General features: G+C 46.9%; 20 protein-coding genes. 15 read left to right on the plus strand and 5 right to left on the minus strand.

The genetic code is table 11. The annotated features are described in order from the left end of the window. Positions 1 to 97 precede the first annotated feature (97 nt). The 8 genes from MHB43_RS12520 to MHB43_RS12555 all read left to right on the plus strand — a co-directional run bounded on the left by MHB43_RS12520 (position 98) and on the right by MHB43_RS12555 (position 6,930). On the plus strand, positions 98 to 1,216 hold the full coding sequence (locus tag MHB43_RS12520) for a CobW family GTP-binding protein (RefSeq protein WP_405132052.1): 1,119 nt from the start codon (positions 98 to 100) through the stop codon (positions 1,214 to 1,216). A 73-nt stretch (positions 1,217 to 1,289) separates the two neighbouring features. Beyond that, positions 1,290 to 1,625: a four-helix bundle copper-binding protein gene (locus MHB43_RS12525; RefSeq protein WP_036609230.1), complete on the plus strand. Its 336-nt coding sequence runs from the start codon at positions 1,290 to 1,292 to the stop codon at positions 1,623 to 1,625. Between the two features lie 122 nt (positions 1,626 to 1,747). Then, a complete protein-coding gene (locus MHB43_RS12530) occupies positions 1,748 to 1,882 on the plus strand; it encodes a hypothetical protein (protein ID WP_256704105.1) in 135 nt (44 codons plus the stop codon). Between the two features lie 280 nt (positions 1,883 to 2,162). Continuing rightward, a complete protein-coding gene (gene argS / locus MHB43_RS12535) occupies positions 2,163 to 3,893 on the plus strand; it encodes an arginine--tRNA ligase (RefSeq protein WP_405132053.1) in 1,731 nt (576 codons plus the stop codon). Between the two features lie 6 nt (positions 3,894 to 3,899). Next, complete coding sequence (locus MHB43_RS12540) at positions 3,900 to 4,955, plus strand: ABC transporter ATP-binding protein (RefSeq protein WP_221824107.1); 1,056 nt, start codon at positions 3,900 to 3,902, stop codon at positions 4,953 to 4,955. Then, positions 4,952 to 5,662, plus strand: coding sequence for a hypothetical protein (locus tag MHB43_RS12545; RefSeq protein ID WP_221824105.1), 711 nt, complete (start codon positions 4,952 to 4,954; stop codon positions 5,660 to 5,662). The genes MHB43_RS12540 and MHB43_RS12545 overlap by 4 nt, the downstream gene beginning before the upstream one ends. Positions 5,663 to 5,761: 99 nt before the next feature. After that, positions 5,762 to 6,307 carry a hypothetical protein gene (locus MHB43_RS12550; protein ID WP_051447120.1) on the plus strand — a complete coding sequence of 182 codons (546 nt, stop codon included), beginning with the start codon at positions 5,762 to 5,764 and terminating at the stop codon, positions 6,305 to 6,307. Beyond that, complete coding sequence (locus MHB43_RS12555; RefSeq protein ID WP_405132054.1) at positions 6,304 to 6,930, plus strand: YdcF family protein; 627 nt, start codon at positions 6,304 to 6,306, stop codon at positions 6,928 to 6,930. Before MHB43_RS12550 ends, MHB43_RS12555 begins: the two co-directional genes overlap by 4 nt. 183 nt (positions 6,931 to 7,113) lie before the next feature. Here MHB43_RS12555 and MHB43_RS12560 read toward each other — a convergent pair whose 3' ends face one another. Together MHB43_RS12560 and MHB43_RS12565 are read right to left on the minus strand one after the other, a co-directional pair. After that, a complete protein-coding gene (locus MHB43_RS12560; RefSeq protein WP_341006943.1) occupies positions 7,114 to 9,204 on the minus strand; it encodes an ABC transporter ATP-binding protein in 2,091 nt (696 codons plus the stop codon). A 12-nt stretch (positions 9,205 to 9,216) separates the two neighbouring features. Continuing rightward, positions 9,217 to 10,962: an ABC transporter ATP-binding protein gene (locus MHB43_RS12565; protein WP_221824099.1), complete on the minus strand. Its 1,746-nt coding sequence runs from the start codon at positions 10,960 to 10,962 to the stop codon at positions 9,217 to 9,219. Positions 10,963 to 11,448: 486 nt separating this feature from the next. On the opposite strand from MHB43_RS12565, the gene MHB43_RS12570 reads away from it, so the two are divergent. Both MHB43_RS12570 and MHB43_RS12575 read left to right on the plus strand, forming a co-directional pair. Next, positions 11,449 to 11,745 carry a HesB/YadR/YfhF family protein gene (locus MHB43_RS12570; RefSeq protein ID WP_405132055.1) on the plus strand — a complete coding sequence of 99 codons (297 nt, stop codon included), beginning with the start codon at positions 11,449 to 11,451 and terminating at the stop codon, positions 11,743 to 11,745. A 99-nt stretch (positions 11,746 to 11,844) separates the two neighbouring features. Then, entirely contained in the window at positions 11,845 to 12,294 is a 450-nt protein-coding gene (locus tag MHB43_RS12575; RefSeq protein ID WP_210107808.1) for an NUDIX domain-containing protein, read from the plus strand. 100 nt (positions 12,295 to 12,394) lie between these two features. Here the strand turns inward: MHB43_RS12575 and MHB43_RS12580 are convergent, their stop codons facing one another. The 3 genes from MHB43_RS12580 to MHB43_RS12590 form a co-directional block, all read right to left on the minus strand. After that, positions 12,395 to 12,907, minus strand: coding sequence for a hypothetical protein (locus tag MHB43_RS12580; RefSeq protein ID WP_036609214.1), 513 nt, complete (start codon positions 12,905 to 12,907; stop codon positions 12,395 to 12,397). A gap of 192 nt (positions 12,908 to 13,099) precedes the next feature. Further along, the gene (locus MHB43_RS12585; RefSeq protein WP_036609212.1) at positions 13,100 to 13,543 is read right to left on the minus strand and encodes a DUF441 domain-containing protein; all 444 of its coding nucleotides are present in this window, start codon (positions 13,541 to 13,543) and stop codon (positions 13,100 to 13,102) included. Positions 13,544 to 13,548: 5 nt separating this feature from the next. Next, entirely contained in the window at positions 13,549 to 14,547 is a 999-nt protein-coding gene (locus MHB43_RS12590) for a YpdA family putative bacillithiol disulfide reductase (protein WP_076249782.1), read from the minus strand. 178 nt (positions 14,548 to 14,725) lie between these two features. On the opposite strand from MHB43_RS12590, the gene MHB43_RS12595 reads away from it, so the two are divergent. The 5 genes from MHB43_RS12595 to MHB43_RS12615 all read left to right on the plus strand — a co-directional run bounded on the left by MHB43_RS12595 (position 14,726) and on the right by MHB43_RS12615 (position 19,571). Continuing rightward, on the plus strand, positions 14,726 to 15,319 hold the full coding sequence (locus MHB43_RS12595; RefSeq protein ID WP_083669797.1) for a metalloregulator ArsR/SmtB family transcription factor: 594 nt from the start codon (positions 14,726 to 14,728) through the stop codon (positions 15,317 to 15,319). 534 nt (positions 15,320 to 15,853) lie between these two features. Then, entirely contained in the window at positions 15,854 to 16,879 is a 1,026-nt protein-coding gene (rsgA, locus tag MHB43_RS12600) for a ribosome small subunit-dependent GTPase A (protein ID WP_397376293.1), read from the plus strand. Positions 16,880 to 16,935: 56 nt separating this feature from the next. Then, entirely contained in the window at positions 16,936 to 17,274 is a 339-nt protein-coding gene (locus MHB43_RS12605; protein ID WP_076249779.1) for a L,D-transpeptidase, read from the plus strand. A 113-nt stretch (positions 17,275 to 17,387) separates the two neighbouring features. Continuing rightward, positions 17,388 to 17,927, plus strand: coding sequence for a GNAT family N-acetyltransferase (locus MHB43_RS12610; protein WP_405132056.1), 540 nt, complete (start codon positions 17,388 to 17,390; stop codon positions 17,925 to 17,927). A 168-nt stretch (positions 17,928 to 18,095) separates the two neighbouring features. Next, a complete protein-coding gene (locus MHB43_RS12615; RefSeq protein WP_405132057.1) occupies positions 18,096 to 19,571 on the plus strand; it encodes an aldehyde dehydrogenase family protein in 1,476 nt (491 codons plus the stop codon). The last annotated feature ends 7 nt before the right edge of the window (positions 19,572 to 19,578 follow it).

Below are 19,578 nucleotides of genomic sequence, written 5' to 3' on the forward strand. Positions count from 1 at the left end.
AGTTGAACGTTATTGCACAACGAATGCGGGATGGTGTACACTCGCTAGATATAGATAGATCAGGTTACAAGAAGGACAATCAGAGAGGTGTATACGCATGAATGAAACGATTTTAAAAGAACAATCCATACCTGTATATATACTGTCAGGTTTTTTGGGGAGTGGCAAAACAACACTGCTTGTTCAGTTGATCGAACATTGGCAACAGCAGGGTTTGCGTCCCGCAGTGGTTATGAATGAGTTAGGCGAAGTCAATCTGGATGGTCAGATTGTGGATTCCACCGTTCCGATGACAGAGATGTTAGGTGGATGCATCTGTTGTACCGTACGTGGTGACTTGGGGTTGCAACTTGCTGATCTCGTTCAAGAGGAATCACCGGATGTGATCATTATAGAAGCCACCGGTGCCGCGAACCCAATGGAGATTTTGGATGCGGTAACGGAGACCTCACTCTACATGCGACTGGAACTGAAAAGTCTCATTACTGTTGTGGATGCAGCACATCTGTCTGGCCTGTATCAGGAGCAGAAGGGGCAGACGTTCAAGCTGATGCAGGAGCAGATTCGTTGTGCGTCTGTGCTTCTCTTGAACAAAACGGATCGGGTGAGTGCACAGGAACTGCAGGATCTGGAGCAGCTTTTGGCAAAATGGAATGGCTTCGCCCCTGTAATTCCTACGGTGAAATGTGAGGTAGAGATGGATCTGTTGCTTCGCAGCGGGGCAGACGTGCATGTACGTGATTCAGCTTCTGAAGCAGACAAGCCGGCTCACCAAGAGCATCATGTGCATACAGAAGCCTGTGGTACACATGGATGCAGTCATGGTCATGAACATACAGATCATACAGTCCAAGGCGATGCTACGAATACTGACGCATCTCATAACCATAGTCATGACCACGGTCATGAGCATTCTGCTCCCCATGCCTCACACGAACATGTTATGGTGTATACGCATTATTTCAGTCATCCGGTGAACAGCGAAGCGTTTGAACAATTTGTATCTGCTTTGCCACGAGACGTGTATCGAGCAAAAGGCATTTTATCGTTTAGTGACACGGCGAGCCGTTTCTGGTTCCAGTATGCTTACCGTGAATCGGATTATATGAAGATCACACCTCAAGGAGATGTTCCTAATGTTGCTGTGTTTATAGGTGAACATTTTGACCAAACTGTCATTCGTGACCAATTACTGGAATTGGAAGCGATAAAGTAGGTTAGATGATTCAATATTCCTCCGAACTGGGTATTAAGATGCATAGCAAACTTTGCCTGGGAGGTAACTTTAAATGACACAACAACAATATCAACAATGTATCGATGCTTGCCTGGAGTGCATGAATGCTTGCAACGTATGTTACATATCGAGTCTGAAAGAATATGATCTGGCGATGCTGCGTGATTGCATTCGTTTGAATCGGGAATGTGCGGAGATCTGCAGTTTTGCTGCACAAGCGATGACACGTGGAAGTGATTTCATTGCTGAAATATGCGAATTGTGTGTGAAAGCTTGTGAAGCTTGCGCCGCAGAGTGTGGCAAACACCACCATGATCACTGCCAGGCATGTGCAGAGGCTTGCCGCAGATGTGCAGAAGCTTGCCGGTTAATGGCAGCAGTGGCGTAAATATTATTTCACTGGAATATATAATTAAAACCGATAATGACCTTTGTCCCCTAAGGGAAGGCAGTGAACACAGGCATCTGAGACGATGTGCCTCTGTGTTGCCTTTCAATAGGGGATTTTTAATGCAGGTTGCCAAGTCTGATCGTGGTATGTATAATGATGGCAATGAATTGAAACGAAGAATATCAATGATCGGGAGAGTAGCCAGATCCATACATGACAGCGAGCCGGGAGAGGTGGAAGCCGGTATGACATGACCTGAGTGAACCGCACCCGTGAGATGGTTATCCGAAAAGATGAATTTATCCCGATTGGGGATAGGTCATATCTGTCTGAGGGTAATTCGGCTTGCGACCGTTATACGCATCGAGCGGAACAGGTTCTACAGGTATGCATGTTTGATGCATATTAGGAGTAGCTGTTCACCTAGAGTGGTACCGCGGGAACTGTTAAGTCAGCTCTCGTCTCTTATTTAGAGACGAGAGCTTTTTTTGTGTTTATTTTCAGCCAATAATGAATGGATAAGGAGTGTTTGACATGTTGATGAAGAAGGCTGCGGCCGATATTGCCCCTTTAACGGGATTGAATGAACAAGAGGTTCTGAGATTACTGGAAGTCCCACCACAGGCGGAGATGGGGGATGCAGCATTCCCTTGTTTTGCATTGGCGAAGTCATTAAAAAAAGCACCGGCAGTCATTGCGACCGAGCTCGCAACAAGTCTGCAGGCATCTGGAATTGAAGCGACTTCCGCTGGGCCGTATGTAAATATCCGATTCAATCGGGAGGAGCTTGCGCCGAATCTGCTGAAAGAACTGGGGGATGCCGCATTCGGTAAGCTTCAGCTTGGTCAAGGTTCACGTGTTGTGATTGATATGTCTTCCCCTAACATCGCAAAACCCTTCGGAATCGGACATTTGCGTTCTACTGTAATCGGTGCAGCACTGTATCGGTTGTATAACGAAGCGGGTTATACCTCTGTAAGTGTGAATCACTTGGGAGACTGGGGAACCCAGTTTGGCAAGCAGATCGCAGCGTATAAACGGTGGGGCAATGATGAAGCATTGCAGGCAGACCCGATCCGTACGTCTCTTGAGCTGTATGTGCGTTTCCACGATGAGGCGGAGAATGATCCTTCTCTGGAGATTGAGGCACGGGATTGGTTCCGCAAGCTGGAGCAGGGAGATGATGAAGCACAGCGGTTATGGGCGTTCTTTGTGGAAGTTAGCATGAAGGAATTCAACCGGATGTATGAACGTCTGAATGTACAGTTCGACCATACGCTGGGAGAAAGCTTTTACAATGACAAGATGGGTGCAGTGGTTGAAGAACTGAAGGCAAAAGGTTTACTTGAAGAGAGTGATGGAGCACTCGTGGTACGTCTGGAGGATGAGAACATGCCCCCGTGCCTGATTATCAAAAAAGATGGAACAACAATCTATCCTACACGGGATTTAGCTACGGCGGTTTATCGTCATGAGGTGATGAAGGCAGATCGGTTGTTATACGTGGTCGGAGGCGAGCAGAAGTTACATTTCCGTCAGGTATTTGCGGTCCTATCCCGGATGGGTCATGAATGGTCTGCGAAGTGTGAACATATCCCGTTTGGATTAATGCGTTTTGAGGGACGGAAAATGTCTACCCGCCGCGGTAAAGTCGTATTTTTGCAGGAAGTATTGGATGAGGCAGTCGCTCGTGCTTTGCAGATTATCCAGGAGAAAAACCCGAATCTGGAGAACCCTCAGAAGGTGGCTGAGGCGGTTGGTGTAGGTGCCATTGTCTTCGGTGATCTGCGTAATAGTCGGTTAAACGATGTGGACTTCTCCTTGGAGGATGCGGTGAGTTTTGAAGGAGAGACCGGACCTTATGTGCAGTATACCCATGCCCGGATTCAAAGTGTGCTTGCCAAGGCAGAAGAGGCGATCCGCGTGGAAAATGAAAACCCTCTGTCTAACCCCAGTCTTGCGGATGGTGAGATTGACACAGTGACCACTCCATCCTGTATCGGAGATGCCTCATGGGCATTACTGAAACTGCTTGGTGATTATCCCGAGTATCTTGAAAAAGCAATTCATCGGAATGAGCCTTCGGTCATTGCCAAATATACAATAGATGTCGCTCAAGCGTTCAACAGCTTCTATCACGCCGAACGCATTGCGGATGCGTCATCTGATGTAAGATCCTTCAGGGTGGCATTGGCCAAACGGACTGCCGAACGCCTCGCGTACAGTTTACATTTGCTAGGTGTGCAAGCTCCAGAACGGATGTGATCCCAGGTGATATGGAGTACACGTGGACTTTTCAAGAAAGCCAATCAAGATGTACCAGACTCATTAGGTCGAGGTATGTTGCTTCAACGAGTGAGCAAGCGATTAGGTAATGCTCAAGTACTTGATGAAATTAACCTGGAAGTGAAGCAGGGAGAATGTGCTGTACTTGTTGGCAGAAACGGTTCTGGCAAAAGTACGTTGCTACGTATGTTGGCAGGTATTTTGTTACCCGATACAGGATCGATACAGCGCACAATGAAGGGTTCTGATGGGTATGCAGTAGATGGCTTGCCACGTTTACCCTTTACTTCTGGAGAGTACTTGTGGGACATGGGACGGATTCGGGGCATTCGCCCCGAAATACTGCGTGAGCGGATTAGAGAACTTAGTGAACTTTTATATCTGGATACCGCGATCGATCAGAAGTTACCCCTATTATCCAAGGGCACATTGCAAAAAGTGAATTTGATTCAGGCCCTGTTACCTGGACCGGGTGGACTTTTGCTGCTGGATGAACCTTTATCAGGCTTGGATATTCCAGCTCAAGAGGGCATTGTATCCCTATTGGGGCAATGGAAGGATGAAGGGACATCCATCGTTACAGCTTGTCATGAACCGTTGCTTATTGAACGTTTGGCAGACCAGGTAATTGTGTTGAAAAAAGGCAGCGTGCTCCGCTACTGGAGTCGTGAAGATATACTTCAAGCTGGCGAACCCGTTGTACGTATTCAAAGTCTGATGGAAGCTGGAGAGGATCTGGCTGACGATCCATCCATTTTACAACAACGGGGAGTCCTGTCTTTAGTCCGTAATACGAGCTTGGAGAAATCCAATGCTTGGTTGTGGGATTGGAAAGTAGTTCAACAATCAACAGATGATGTCCTCAGAATGATTCTGGCATCCGGAGGTTCGGTTGTGTCTGTACAACAGGAAGAAAGTCAATTACATATGGAAAGTCTGCTGGAAGGACAACATCCAGCTGTACATGCGAGTCGTGGAAGTGTCACAGGATCTGTGGACTTTAGCTCTTCCATGGATGATGCGGGGGGAGAAGCCGAATGATCTATCTGACCCGATATTTGTTAAGGCATCACATTCGCTCACAGAAATATTTTGCACCGGTTATCTTTTATATCATCGCCATGCTGCTGATCTATTCCTACAAACCCAACCCTATTGCGGACAGTTACAGTGTCACGGCTATGCTGTTATTTCTGGCAGCTGCTTGGCTCGGAGTAATGGTGATGAATACCGAACCTGCTAAGCAGTATCAATTACTCGTCCTTCATACAGGAAGCAGGCGTAAGGTTGTAATAAGTCAACTCATATGTGCCTGGATAATGCAATTCATGCTCACCGTAATCACTGTGCTGTATCCCGTGTTCGCGGGAATGTTCGAGAGACAACCTACAGGTGAGGAGTGGATGATGACTTGGTTAGGACATCTGGGATTATCACTGCTGGGATTAGGCATCAGTGTATTTTTTCAAAAATCGTACATTCCCTTGCTTAGTCGCAGTATGCCTGCTCTCATTATTGTATTATTACTATCGTTTATCCAAGGTTCCTTAAGTGAACGTTTGCCTGAATCGTTAGAATGGCTTGGCCGCATTCTTCCACCAGCCTTTTATCTGGTTCGTGAGATGATGTTATTTGATGAATCAAAGATGGACTCTTTTGTCTCGGTTATGCTGTGGACTGTGCTCTATGCATTAGGGTTACTAATCATCCATGTGTGGCTGTCCGGAAGAAGAGATCTGCGGAGTTAGGAGACGCGCTTCCCGATAACTTGAATGTTGCTCTTGGTTTGGTTAGGATAGAGGGACATGGAATGGTTAACATTGTACGGTTGAAGGGGGCGCTCGCATATGCAAAATACAGATATCCAGAATGGTGACATGCTGGACAGCGAACACTCCAGGGAATTGTTTGCCTATTACGGATTGGCAGTGTACTACGGGCAGGCGCTTGAACAGCAGCTGGTCAATCTGATTTTATTAATGAAAATGTCTCAGGGCAAAGCCGTGTCTGAAGAGGATCTGGAAGATCTGTACGAACGAAAGATGAGCAGTTCACTGGGGCAGCTCATTCACGAAGTGCGCCATCATTTTACATTCTCCGAGGAAGAAACTCTTCAACTGAATGAACTGTGGCAGCAACGTAACCGTATCGTACATCATTACTTCAAGGAACGAATCCATGAGACATTCAGTCCGGAAGGACGATCACGCATGATTAAGGAATTGGAGGATTTCAAAGACCGTGCACAGGAGTTGGAGATCCGTCTCCAGCAATATACGGGTGCCTGGATTGCAGAGCTTGGTCTGGATGCCGAATCCGCAGCAGCTCTGCAAACGCTGGAGCGTATGCATACCGAGAGTATGCAAGCAAGGGCTTTGGAAGAGGATGAATGACAAGCAAACGGATAACGAAACGCTGGATATTAATAACGGCTCTCGCTGTAGTATTAGTTGGAATTCTGTGGACTGTAGTTACGGCAGTACGTATATCTGCATATACAGATGAGGATTCATCCAGGATATCGGATACAGCAATCATTCTGGGCGCAGCTGTGGCGGGGGATAACCCTTCACCTGTATTTCGCGAACGTATTGAACACGGGATTAAATTATACCGTCAGGGTACCGTTCGTAATCTGCTTTTCACAGGTGGATCAAGTGGTGATGGAGAACATACGGAGGCTGAAGTTGGTCAGAAGTATGCCATTGAACATGGAGTAGATCCAGCGGACATTCGTGTAGAGATCAAATCCAGAATCACCGAGGAGAATCTGATCAATTCAATTCCAATAGGAGAACAGGCCGGATATCAAACCTATACGATTGTGAGTGATCCGTTACATATGAAACGGGCCATGAAGCTGGCTACCGGACTGGGTATGGATGCCGTACCATCTCCGACACGAACTACGGCGTATCGAACCTGGCGCAGCAAGTTTCCTTTTCTCGCAAGAGAGACCGTGATGTACATGGGATATACGATCAAAGGATGGATTGACAATCCGCAGCAGCCATGAGGTTGCACGCGGATTGTTTTTTTGTCTGGACGAAATAAACAGTATCGGAACCTGAATCCCGATGAAAATACAAAAAAACGATCTACACCGCAAACCCTGAGGTAGCTGTATAGATCGGTTTTTGTTTTGCCGTCGAGTACATCATTTTGATTGGTTACTTAAAAAGCTTTCTGTTTTACTCTGTTATGCATTGCCTCCGGCAAAGGAGGTTGAGGTTGGAATGATCTCACCCGACGGATTCTCGCTGGTTGCACTCGCTGCTGCTTGCGCACCTTGCTGGAGCTGATACATTTTATAATAGCGGCCTTTAAGCTCCATCAGCTCATCATGTGCACCTTGCTCAACGATACGCCCGCGATGCAGAACCAGAATTTGATCTGCCGAACGAATGGTGGACAGACGGTGAGCAATGATGAAGGTGGTACGTCCTTTTTTGAGGACTTCGAGTGCGTTCTGAATCAATGCTTCCGTTTCCGTATCAATATTGGCAGTCGCTTCATCCAAAATGAGGATGGCCGGATCAAATGCCAGTGCCCGAGCGAAGGAGATCAATTGACGCTGTCCAGCAGACAATGTGCTTCCTTTTTCGATGACAGGTTCGTCAAAGCCTTGAGGCAAATGAGCCAGTATGCGTTCAGCGCCTACATCACGCAGCGCCTGTTCAATTCGCTCACGGGAGATCTTCTCATCGCCGAGACTGACGTTGGAAGCAATGGTGCCTGTGAACAGATACGGGTCCTGCAATACAATCCCCATATGTTCGCGAATCCACTGTTTAGGTAGATCTTTGACGTTCTGACCATCAATCGTGATCTTACCTTTTTGCGGATCATAGAACCGGAATAGCAGGTTGATGATTGAGCTTTTACCCGAACCGGTATGACCGACCAGAGCGACCGTCTGACCTTGGGATGCTTTGAATGAGATATTGTTAAGCACGTAATCTTTTTTATAGGCAAAGGATACATCATCGAAGACAACATTCCCTTTGTATCTTGGCATAGAGCCATCGGTTACGGCTTCTCCTTTTTCATCCATCAGCTCAAAGACGCGACCAGCGGATACGAGGGAGGAGTCCAGGTTGGCGAGCTGATTCACCATGCCGGTAATCGGCTGGAACAAGCGGCCCAGGACATCAACGAAGGCATACAGAACACCCAGGGAGATAATACTTGTGCCATCCAGCACACTGGAACCGAAGTACCACAGGACCACCGCAAAGGCGATATTCCGTAATACGTTAACCAGGTTGTGTGAGGTGAAGGCATTCAGGTTCAGCATTTTGTTCTGGTGTTTCATATAGTCATCATTCAGATCTTCGAATTCCTGTTTGGTTTGTTTCTGATGGCGGAATACGCGGATAATGGACATCCCCTGAATGGACTCGTTAATGATTGCATTGATCTCACTCAGTCGTGATCGAATGATCGTGTTGTAACGAGTGGCGAATTTGCGATAGAGCACAATCCATGTAATGAGCATCGGCACAACGAATAATGAGATTAGACCCAGGCGAACATCAAGCAGGAAGAGTGCGACATACACACCTGTAATCGTGATGATTCCTGAGAAAAAGTTCGAAAGAACGGCAACGAACAGATCCTTGACGGCTTCTGTGTCGTTCGTGACCCGAGATACAACTTTACCTGCGGGCAGGTTATCAAAAAAGTGCACCGGCAGTCGCTGAATATGGGCATACACATCGTTACGCAGTCTTTGAATGACCTTGTTGGCCGAGGACTGCAGCCAGAATGTTTTACCAAACTCCATAATGACCGAGATCACGAGGAAGATCATGTAATACACAATTAATTGATAGATGCTGGGCATCTCCGGTTTGTAAAAAGCAAACAGTTCACCAGCGGACAGCGGTGTTGCCGCATATTGGCCTGTCACTTCACCTGCGCGTGTAACCGTGAGGGTTCCATCCGTATATGTGCGGTCCCCGTCAGGTGCGCTTACCGGTTCGTTTACAAAATAAAAACTTCTGCCGGCTTGTAAAACCCGCACTTCCGAACCTTTGTTTTCATCCGGTTCGAACAAACCTTCGCGTTTGTAGTTCTTGCCGTTGTAGACTGCGGCTTCATCTGAAGCTGTCGTCTCATAGAAAGGCTGCTCAATCGCGAGCAAGTGATTGTCGATCATGGATTTGGCGATGAACGGCCCGGCAAGCTCGGCCGCAACACCAATAGTAAGCATAATTAATGCAGCGATAAATGTTCCTTTGGCTTTCAAGGCGTAATCAAGCAGCCTTTTGCCTGTATTAGACTTCAATGAATTGACCTCCTACGTGGACAGATTGGACTCGACCTGTTGCCGTTCATACTGTTCACGGTACCAGCCGTTCATGGCTAACAATTCCTGGTGAGTGCCTTCTTCCGTAATTTTCCCGTGCTCCAGTACGATGATTCGGTCAGCATGTTCAATAGCAGACAGGCGATGAGTCGAGATCAGCGTGGTTTTGCCCGAGCGTTTGTTGCGTATATTTTCAATGATTTTGGCTTCAGTACGTGCATCGACAGCAGATAAGGCGTCATCCAGGATCAGAATATCAGGATTGGCAATAAAGGCACGCGCCAGCGATACCCGCTGTTTCTGTCCACCGGACAGAGAGATTCCTTTTTCACCAACAAGTGTATCCAGTCCATCGGACAAGGTTCCCAGATCACCGTCAAAAGCGGCGGTACGAATGGCTTCCATGATAACTTCATCACTGGCCCCAGGTTTACCAAATTGAATGTTCTGACGAACTGATTTGGAGAACAAAACTTGTTCCTGTGGTACGTACCCAATCCAGCTGTGCAAGTCATCTTTGGCGATATCCTGAATTGGATGACCCGAGATGCTTAATGTGCCCGAACCGGCAGGGTATTCATGAAGCAGTTGTTTGAGCAAAGTAGACTTACCGCTACCCGTACGACCCACAACACCTAATGTTTGACCCCGTCGCAACGAAAAGCTGATGTGACTGAGATTGTCCACAGTGGAACTTGGGTAACGGAATGTAACATCCTGCATCGCAATTTCTGCTGGATTCGTAACGTGAGCAGGTTGATCAACATCTTGTACGGCAGGTTCTACCGATAAAGTCTCGTTGACCCGATCAAGCGAAGCGCTACCACGTTGCATCAGGTTAATTAATTCGCCGATGGCAAACATGGGCCAGATCATCATCCCCAGGTACATATTGAACGATACGAGATCTCCCAGGGTAATTTCATTATGAAATACAAGATATATGCCGTAGGCAAGTGCAATCACATAACTGAGTCCAACGAAGAGGCGGATGGTAGGTTCAAATAGGGCATCCATTCTGGCAACAGCCAAATTTTTGCGATACACATCTTCGGTCACATCGGCGAACCGTTTCTCGTCCAGACGTTCCTGCACATAGGCACGCACGACGCGAATACCGGCGATGGATTCCAGTACCTGGTCGTTCATATCTCCGAATGCATCCTGTGCCAGGGTGTAACGTTGATGTACAGCTTTACCATAGATCATCATGGCAATGGCGATAAAAGGTAATGGCAGAATTGCCGCCAGGGTCAGTTTCCAACTAACCAGGAACCCCATGGCGAACAATACGGTGGCCAGAAAGGCTGTAGAGTCTGTTAAGGTCAGCATGCCGAAGCCTGCTGTAGTGGCAATGGAACGAAGATCATTGGTGGCCCGAGCCATCAGATCTCCTGTTCGGTTTTTCTCAAAAAAGGGAGGAGTCATCCGTAACAAGTGGTCCATAAAGCGTGAACGAAGCAGCCGCTCAACCAGGTTGGCACCACCAAACAGTTTGTGCATCCAAACGTATGTAACCAGATAGATAATGATGACCGTTCCCAGAATAAGCAAAATATAACGGGTAAGTGAGGTGCCGGTAATGGAACCGCGCACAATCTCGTCGATGGCATTGCCAAGAAGACGGGGAGGCAGCAGTTCGGCAATGCCCACCAGAATAAGCAAAATGACACCGGTTAGGTATCGTTTGCGTTCCAGCCGGAAGAACCAGGCCAGGTTTTTAAGTACAGAGAACAAGTGTTATCCCTTCCTTTCGATGTCCGAGAAATGCAAATTCCGTTCATGTATGCCGAAATGTACCCACAAAAAAAGACATACCGCACGCAGGCGGTATGTCTTCATATAATCATACGGCAGCATGGCTCAGAGAACAGAGCCGTCACCATATATAAGTTCGATTGTGAGTATACATCACAGAGGTTCTAATGAAAGAACGCCTTGTCATGCCGACTTATGAACGGAATAATGATTTCGGGTGTGCTCCGGTATTTAGTTGTGTGCTGAATTGACCAATCATATGTTTATTAAACACCGTAATCACCCTTTCTTTTTTTGGAAATAAATACAATGTAGACCTCGTATGTTTGCATCTTAACACCAGCTTTTACAATCTGTCAAACATTTTTCACAACTTATTTTGTCTTTATGTGCTCACTCAGGTTTGTATTCAAGTCCCTGTCGAGATATGATGGAACATATATATACAGAAGGAGCTGACACCAAATGAGTACCATACATGTATCCGATCAAGCTGCTCGCTGGTACAAGGAAGAACTGAATTTGAACGAGGGGGACAGCATCCGTTTTTTTGCCCGTTATAGCTCTGGCGGAGGTCTTCATCCTGGATTTTCGTTAGGTATTGCTGTGGATAAACCAAGACATCCTGCGGATCAAACCGAAGTGTCGGGAATTCAGTTCTTTATGGAAGATCACGATTATTGGTATCTGAAAGGGCACCAACTGCATGTGGATATCGTTGATGAAGGTCAGGATATCGAATACCGTTATACGGAAGTCTAGGGCGATTTTGAGACATACCCTAATCCTTGAAGTATTCTGCTAAGTAATAGATGGATTACAGGTCGCCACCGGCTTCCGAGTAGGAGGAGGGGATAAGCAGTGAATCTGCCAGCACGAGATTTGGCCCAGTATATCGCAAAACGCTCTCATATTGTTGTAAAGGCGGCTGTGCGGGCTGAGAACGAACAAGGTGAATTACTGCTGATTCAGCATGCTGAACACGGTCACTGGCGGTTGCCAGCAGGTGAGATGCGCCCGGGTGAGGCCATTGAAGATGCTGCACATCGGGAGTTATGGGAAGAGACAGGTTGGACTGCTGATACCATGACACTGGAAGGTCTCTATTCGGGGCCTGACCTTCGGTATCTGCATTCAAGCGGAGATGAAGAGTATTATGTCATTGCCCTGTTCCGGACAGTGATCATTCAGGATGACCTTGTAGAGTCGCGTGTAAATAGTGATGCAGGTCTGAAGTTTTTTGCGCTGGAGTCGTTACCACCTCTTAATCAGATTAGCCGAATCCTGTTAGCGCGGGATATTGCAGAATAAAATAAGTGTTGACCGCAAAAAAAATGACCTTGGCATGCACGATAAAGTGGATGCCAAGGTCATTTTTTAAAAAATCCCATTCAGGTGCTTAGAGCATGAATTACACCTGATCCAGTGGTTCATCATCCATCGCAAAATCAAAATCATCAATATCGAATACCTGTACAGGCGATTCAGACTCAATTATGCGTGCAATCAGTTCAACCTGATCGGTGAGAATCGGGATACTCAGGCGCTGAGATGTCAGCAGCAGTTCGGTCTCAATGGGATCGAAATACTCCCCGTACTGTGCCGTATCTATTGCATTGATAATGGCAATGGATACTTGGTCACCAAATAAAATGGAGGGGCTTTTGGCCCATGGAACAAGTAACGCACGCTCTATTTTTTTCTTATTCAGCGGTTCCTCGAAATAAGAAATCATTTCATTGATTTTGGATTTCACATGCTGATCATCTGCCGGGTTATCCATCATGGGATCAGGACTGGTCTGGAATTCATATAACTCAAGGATGGTGGTATAAGGAACAATATATTCAACAGGCGCGGGCGGCGCTAACAATTGACCGTAAATGGCCACCATCACGGCTTCTGTAATAAACTGACGTGACATGGTTCCTGAATCCTCCTGCGCCATTAATAGTTGCAAAGTGAATCTATATTTCATGCAACAGCATAACCACAATATGCATTATTCTGCTGTAGACTCGTGTACATAATTTGCATGAATAGAAGTATATCACACAACGGTGGGAAATACAGCCAATCTGCATAGCATGTCAGGTCACAACCTTTACAACTTGAATCAGGATTTGCCCAAGAGCAATGATAAAATTCCCGCCGCAATCAATGGACCCACAGGTACACCCTTGAACAGGGCAACCCCAAGTACCGTTCCGATTAACAGCCCTGCAACGACAGTTGGTTGTGTACCCATCAGCGTAGCGCCACGTCCTCCAAGATATGCCACCAGTAATCCTACGCCAATGGCGAGCAGTGATTTCCAGTGCAGGAAAGACTCACCGATCGTCTGCAGACTCATCTTGCCACTGGCAAGAGGTGCCATCACGCCAATGGTCAGAATGATAATGCCCAGTGTAAGTCCGTATTTTTCAAGCCATGGAAATGCCTGATTCAGGTTCAGGACTCGTAGCAACAACAGAAATACCATCGCTACGGTCACAGGTGTGTTACTGCTGATAATCCCGAGAGCTGCAAATACGAGCAACAGCAGGGAAGTCATATCCATTGTTTTCATTTCCCTTCAGTCTGTCCACGTTGTTTGCTAACGATATGTTCCGCAATGTAACGTCCATGCCAGCGCCCGGATTCAATAAAGACTTCATTGGCATTACGACCCGAAGCGATGACTCCGCCTACATATACACCAGGTACGCTGCTTTCCATCGTTTGTGCATCATATAGAGGTTTATCCATATCATCAGACATCTCCACACCTACCGAAGTGAGTAGTTGACGATCTGGACGGAAACCGGTCATTGCCAGTACGAAGTCATTATCCAGTTCCCGAGTGGAACCATCCGTGTGTATCAGACGAATCGAATCATCGAGTATTTCATTCACGCGTGATTCCAGGTGGAGTGTGATATGACCTTTTGTCACCATGCTCTCGAATAGCGGACGTACCCATGGTTTAATATGCTGGGACAGACCACTGCCGCGATAAACCATATCAATATGTGCTCCGACCCGAACCAGTTCCATGGCCGCGTCCACGGCTGAGTTGCTTCCGCCAATAATGGCGACACGTGTACGGGTATAAGGGTGGGCTTCCCGGAAGTAGTGGGTTACTTTATCTTTATCTTCTCCAGGGATGCCCAGATAGTTAGGATGGTCAAAATAACCGGTAGCTACAACGACATTGCGTCCAACATGTACGATGGCCTCCCCGCGGCGATTGAGCGTATGTACCTCAAACGTACCATCATCCTTGCGTTTAATTTCACGGGCTTCCTCATAGTTATGAACACGCAGACCAAAATGTTCGGCTACCCTGCGATAATAGGCAAGTGCTTCATAACGAAACGGTTTATCATTAGGTGTGCTGAACGGAACGTTTCCGATCTCAAGCAGAGGGGCTGTGCTGAAAAACTGCATATGGGTTGGATACAGATAAATAGATTGAACGATATTGTATTTCTCAACGATCACAGCGGACAGTCCCAGCCGCTCACATTCAATGGCAGCAGACAGACCGCATGGGCCTCCGCCGATAATAATGACATCTTCCATGTTCTTAATCCTCCTTATTTCAAGCAATATAATCCTACCGTAAATAACGAGCCAATGCCAGTTCAAGCGTGTAGTTTAATTAGACAAGCTTACTTGAAACCAAAGGAGTTGACGTGCAGAGAAGAAAAGACTAATATCAAATTAGATGTATATCTAAATGAAAGTGAGATGAACGATGATGCAGCTGGAGAAAATTGTGGCTTATCATAAAGCGTTGGCTGACCCGACCCGGCTTCGCATGCTGCTGTTGTTGGCACAGGGTGAACTGCACGGACAGGCACTTGCCGAGCGGCTGAATCTGTCACAGCCAACCGTGACACATCATGCATCCAAGCTGAGAGAGGCGGCGCTGATTAAGGAACGACGGGAGAAAAATACAGTGTATTTCACACTCAATCCTTCCTTTATCCGCGAGAATGCACAGGCTTCGGTTGATTTTATCTTTAACCGAGAGGAGGTTGCGGATATGAGTGATGTGAACGAAACATTGAAAGCGTCGGTCATGAGAAATTTTTTCTCCAAAGATGGACGACTGCGTCAGATTCCGGCTCAATACAAGAAAAAACTGATTGTACTTGGTCATCTGGTCGAGCAGCTTGAATTTGGTCGGAAGTATACGGAAAAAGAAATCAATACATTTATAAAGCAATACCATGAAGACTTTGCCACGATTCGGCGGGAATTTATCATGCATCAGTTCATGTATCGGGAAGAGGATATCTATGAATTGAATCCGAAGGAAATGTGGACACGCTGGGATCAGGTCAAATAAAGTGGGCTGGTGGTAAAAATAATTTGGGCTTGACAACTGTAAAGCTCAGTGTGTAACATAATGGATAATTCTACAAGGGAGGCGATTGTTTATGACAAACTTAAATGCAGTATACGTTAATTTGAATATGAACAGCGTCTCCGGAACGGATCAAAGCATGTAATTTTGCGTTAGCTGGATAGCAATATCCATTGTAACGTGAAGTATCACATGCTCAGATGAAGCCACGGGTGACGCACCCGTGGCTTTTTTTGTTTGCCGATAAAAGGGTGTTCCTGAATGGTTTATATCGGATGCTTAAGTATTCTGTCCGTTAGATCTGCAAGAAGGGATGATCTTGATTCGGCTAACTACTTATTGCCGCGGGTGTATTTCTACTCGTGGTTTTTTTGTTTTGATCTGAACCGGAGATGTTTGTTCACTCGGCTTGAACGAAGTAAACAACTTATTTTGGGAGGAATTTTTATTTTAGATAACCATATTGAGAAGTACGGCTGGTCTGCAAAGTGGCAGGAACTGTGGCAAGAGACAGGGATGGAGGAGCAGGAGAGAAAACCAGCCAGAATTATCGCAGACCATGGACATCTGCAACGTTTGATTACAGAAGAGGGCGAATGCTGGGGAAGGATTTCGGGTCGACTGCGTCATGATAGTCTGGAGACCAGCTTGGTTCCAGCGGTTGGCGATTGGGTGGCGATTACAGGTCAGGCAGGTGAAGAAGCTATTATTCACAATCTGGTGCCACGTCGGAGCAGGGTATCGAGACAGGCGGCAGGTCCAGTGACCAAGGAACAATTAATCGCCGCAAACGTAGATACACTGTTAATCGTGGCTGCACTTAATCATGATTTCAACCTTAGACGACTCGAAAGATACGTGATGATGGCTTGGAATGGTGGCGTGAGGCCAGTCATTGTCTTGAGCAAAAGTGATCTGTGCAACAATGTGGAAGAACAGATCCGAAGTGTAGAAGGAATTGCTCCAGGCGTTGAAGTGCTTGCGATATCTGCAGTGGAGGGTCAAGGGAAATCCTTACTGGAAAGATATTTGCACCCAGGGTTGACTGTTGCGCTCACAGGATCTTCTGGCAGTGGCAAGTCTACGCTGGTGAACTGGATGATGGGTGAGGATCTGCAGCTTACGCAATCCGTCCGCGAGGGAGACAGCCGTGGGAGACATACGACAACACACCGGGAGATGTTTGTACTTCCACAGGGCGCCGTATTAATCGATACTCCAGGAATGCGCGAGCTTAATCTCTGGGATGAGGGCAATGATGGACTGTCGCATGCGTTTGGAGAAATTGAAGAACTTGCCGCCACGTGCAGATTTCTGGATTGCAGTCATACACGGGAAGCTGGATGTGCAGTGAAAGAGGCCATACAGGACGGTTCATTGGATGAAAAAAGGCTGAATAATTATCTGAAAATGCAGAAGGAATTGCAATATCAGCAGCGCAAGGAAGAAGTGGCATCCAGAAGGCGTACCGCCTCCAGCAAACCGGCCAATAGTCGCAAACCCAAGCACTCCCGTAGTGTGAAAGAGTGGGAGGAAGCATGAAATCAGGCGGGCATCATCCAGTATCTTGCATAAGATAGGTCAGGAGGGATGTCATTATGCCAGATTACAGGATTATTGTAGATCTGTCTGACCACATGTTATATCTTCTGGATGGCAATCAGGTGATTAAAGGTTATCCCGTAGCCACCGGCAAGATGCTTACGCAGACTCCAAACGGGGAGTTCACTATTATTAACAAACAATCGAATCCAGGTGGGCCATTTGGCGTGTTCTGGATGGGACTGTCTGCTCCCCATTATGGCATACACGGAACCAATGAGCCTTGGTCTATTGGCAAATCCGTCTCCCATGGTTGTATACGCATGTACAACTCGGATGTATTGGATCTGTCTTCCAAGGTATCTGTAGGCACGAGAGTAACGATCCGGCCGTAGGGCCGGATTTTACTTTATAAGAGTTAGTTCAGTGGATGAGTTTGGAATTATAGAAAGATGAACATATAATATGGTAAAGCTGCGGCAGTTACGTGAGAAAGCGAGTGATAGCTATGTTGATCAGGCCGGCGCGTGAAGGGGATGCGCAGGGGATAGCCCATGTACATACGGAGAGTTGGAAAACAACGTATCGGGGAATTGTGCCCGATGATTTTTTGGATCATTTGACTATAGAATCAAGATTGTCCCAGTGGGAGAAGACCATTCGTTCTGGCGAAAAGGATCAGATCTTGGTAGTAGCTGAACAGCATGATGGGAACATTGTCGGATTTGCCTGTGGGGGTAGGGAGCGTGAAGGCAAATTAGCTTATGATGGAGAGTTGTACGCCATATATTTGCTGAAGGAAGTACAACAAACGGGGATAGGTCAGCAACTGGCGACACATGTCGTTCATCATCTGCAGACCCACAATATGAAACGTTTGATCATATGGGCTTTGGAGCGTAATCCAGCTTGTCGCTTCTATGAAAAGATGGGAGGCACTCCAGTCCGGACACAGTCCCTCCGTATTGGTGGTCAAGATCTGATCGAAGTTGGCTACGGATGGGAAGACTTGAGCCTCTTTGGAGAGAAGAGCCTACCCGACTGTTGAGAGACGTCCAGATGCTGAGAGAATAGTGTGGATTGTGTTGTTTCCTTAAGCTTAAGGAATGGAAGGTTAATTCAGGTCTTCTCGTTTGCGTAATTCTGAACAAGGTTAATGATGTATTACACCGTTGTGCAGGTGCGACATTTTATCTTGATCAGGAGGCGTATTCACATGACTTTAATGGACACTGAACATACAACATGGACGAAACAATATATTAATGGCCAATGGGTAGATGGCTCCGGTGAGAAAACAATGGAGAATATCAATCCTTATACGGGAGAAGTTATTGCCACATGGCGCTCTTCCGATAAGAAAGACATAGATAAGGCTTATGAGTCAGCTCAGAAAAATTCGATTGAATGGGCGAAGTCATTACCTGCTGCGAAAGAAGAGGTACTGCGTAAAGTTTCATCCCTGATGACAGAGCGGAAAGAGGAGATCATTCAACTGTTGATCACGGAATCCGGCAGTACCCGAATCAAATCGGAGGCGGAGTTTGCAGCGGCTAAACGCATTGTGGACGAAGCAGCATCTTTTCCTTATCGTATGAAGGGTGAGATTATTCCGTCCAATACCCCTGGCAAAGAGAACCGTGTGGTTCGTGAGCCGAAGGGAGTGATTGGTGTTATCGGGCCATGGAACTTCCCTTTGCATCTATGCCTGCGATCTGTCGCTCCAGCGATTGCTCTTGGTAATGGTGTGGTGATTAAACCGGCATCAGACACTCCGATTACGGCAGGTTGGCTCATTGCCGATTTGTTTGAACAGGCTGGTCTGCCTGAGGGCGTGCTGAATGTCGTTGCCGGAAGTGGCGGCGAGATCGGGGATTACTTTGTCGCTCATCCGGTTCCCAAAGTAATTTCATTTACGGGTTCCACAGAAGTTGGACAAGGGATCGGTAAACTGGCGGGTGAACATTTAAAAGAAACGGCACTGGAACTAGGCGGCAACAACGCCATGGTTGTGCTGGAAGATGCGGATATTGAACATGCTGCCGAAGCGGCTGTCTTTGGCAAGTTTCTGCATCAGGGACAGATCTGTATGGCTCTGAATCGTATCATTGTGCATGCCGATATTTACGACCAATTCGTCGAATCATTTGTTGCCAAAACGAAGAATGTCCAGGCAGGTGATCCAGCGGATGCTAACACACTCGTGGGTCCTCTCATTCGGGAAAAAGAGGTAGAACGATTGCTGGAGCTTGTAAACAAAACCAAGGCCGAAGGCGCACGGTTAATGCTCGGTGGGACCAGTAAAGGCAGTGTGCTGTATCCTACTGTACTTGCCGATGTTAAACCTGAACAGGATATCGTGCAGCAGGAATTGTTTGGCCCAGTAGCAGTGATCATGAAGGCTCATGATGAGCAGGAAGCTGTACGTTTGGCGAATGATACGCCTTATGGACTTAGTGGTTCCGTATTCACAAGAGATCTGAATCGAGGATATCAGGTTGCTCAGCGCATTGAATCGGGTATGGTGCATGTAAATGATCAGTCTGTGAACGATGAAGCGCATGTGATGTTTGGCGGTGAAAAAGCTTCGGGGATTGGACGTTTCGGTGGGGATTGGGCCATTGAGAAGTTTACACGTACGCGTTGGATCAGCATTCAGCACCAATATCGGGAATATCCGGGAGTGAAATAAGTCGAAA

The organism is Paenibacillus sp. FSL H8-0317 (genome assembly GCF_045040685.1).
Taxonomy (GTDB): domain Bacteria; phylum Bacillota; class Bacilli; order Paenibacillales; family Paenibacillaceae; genus Paenibacillus.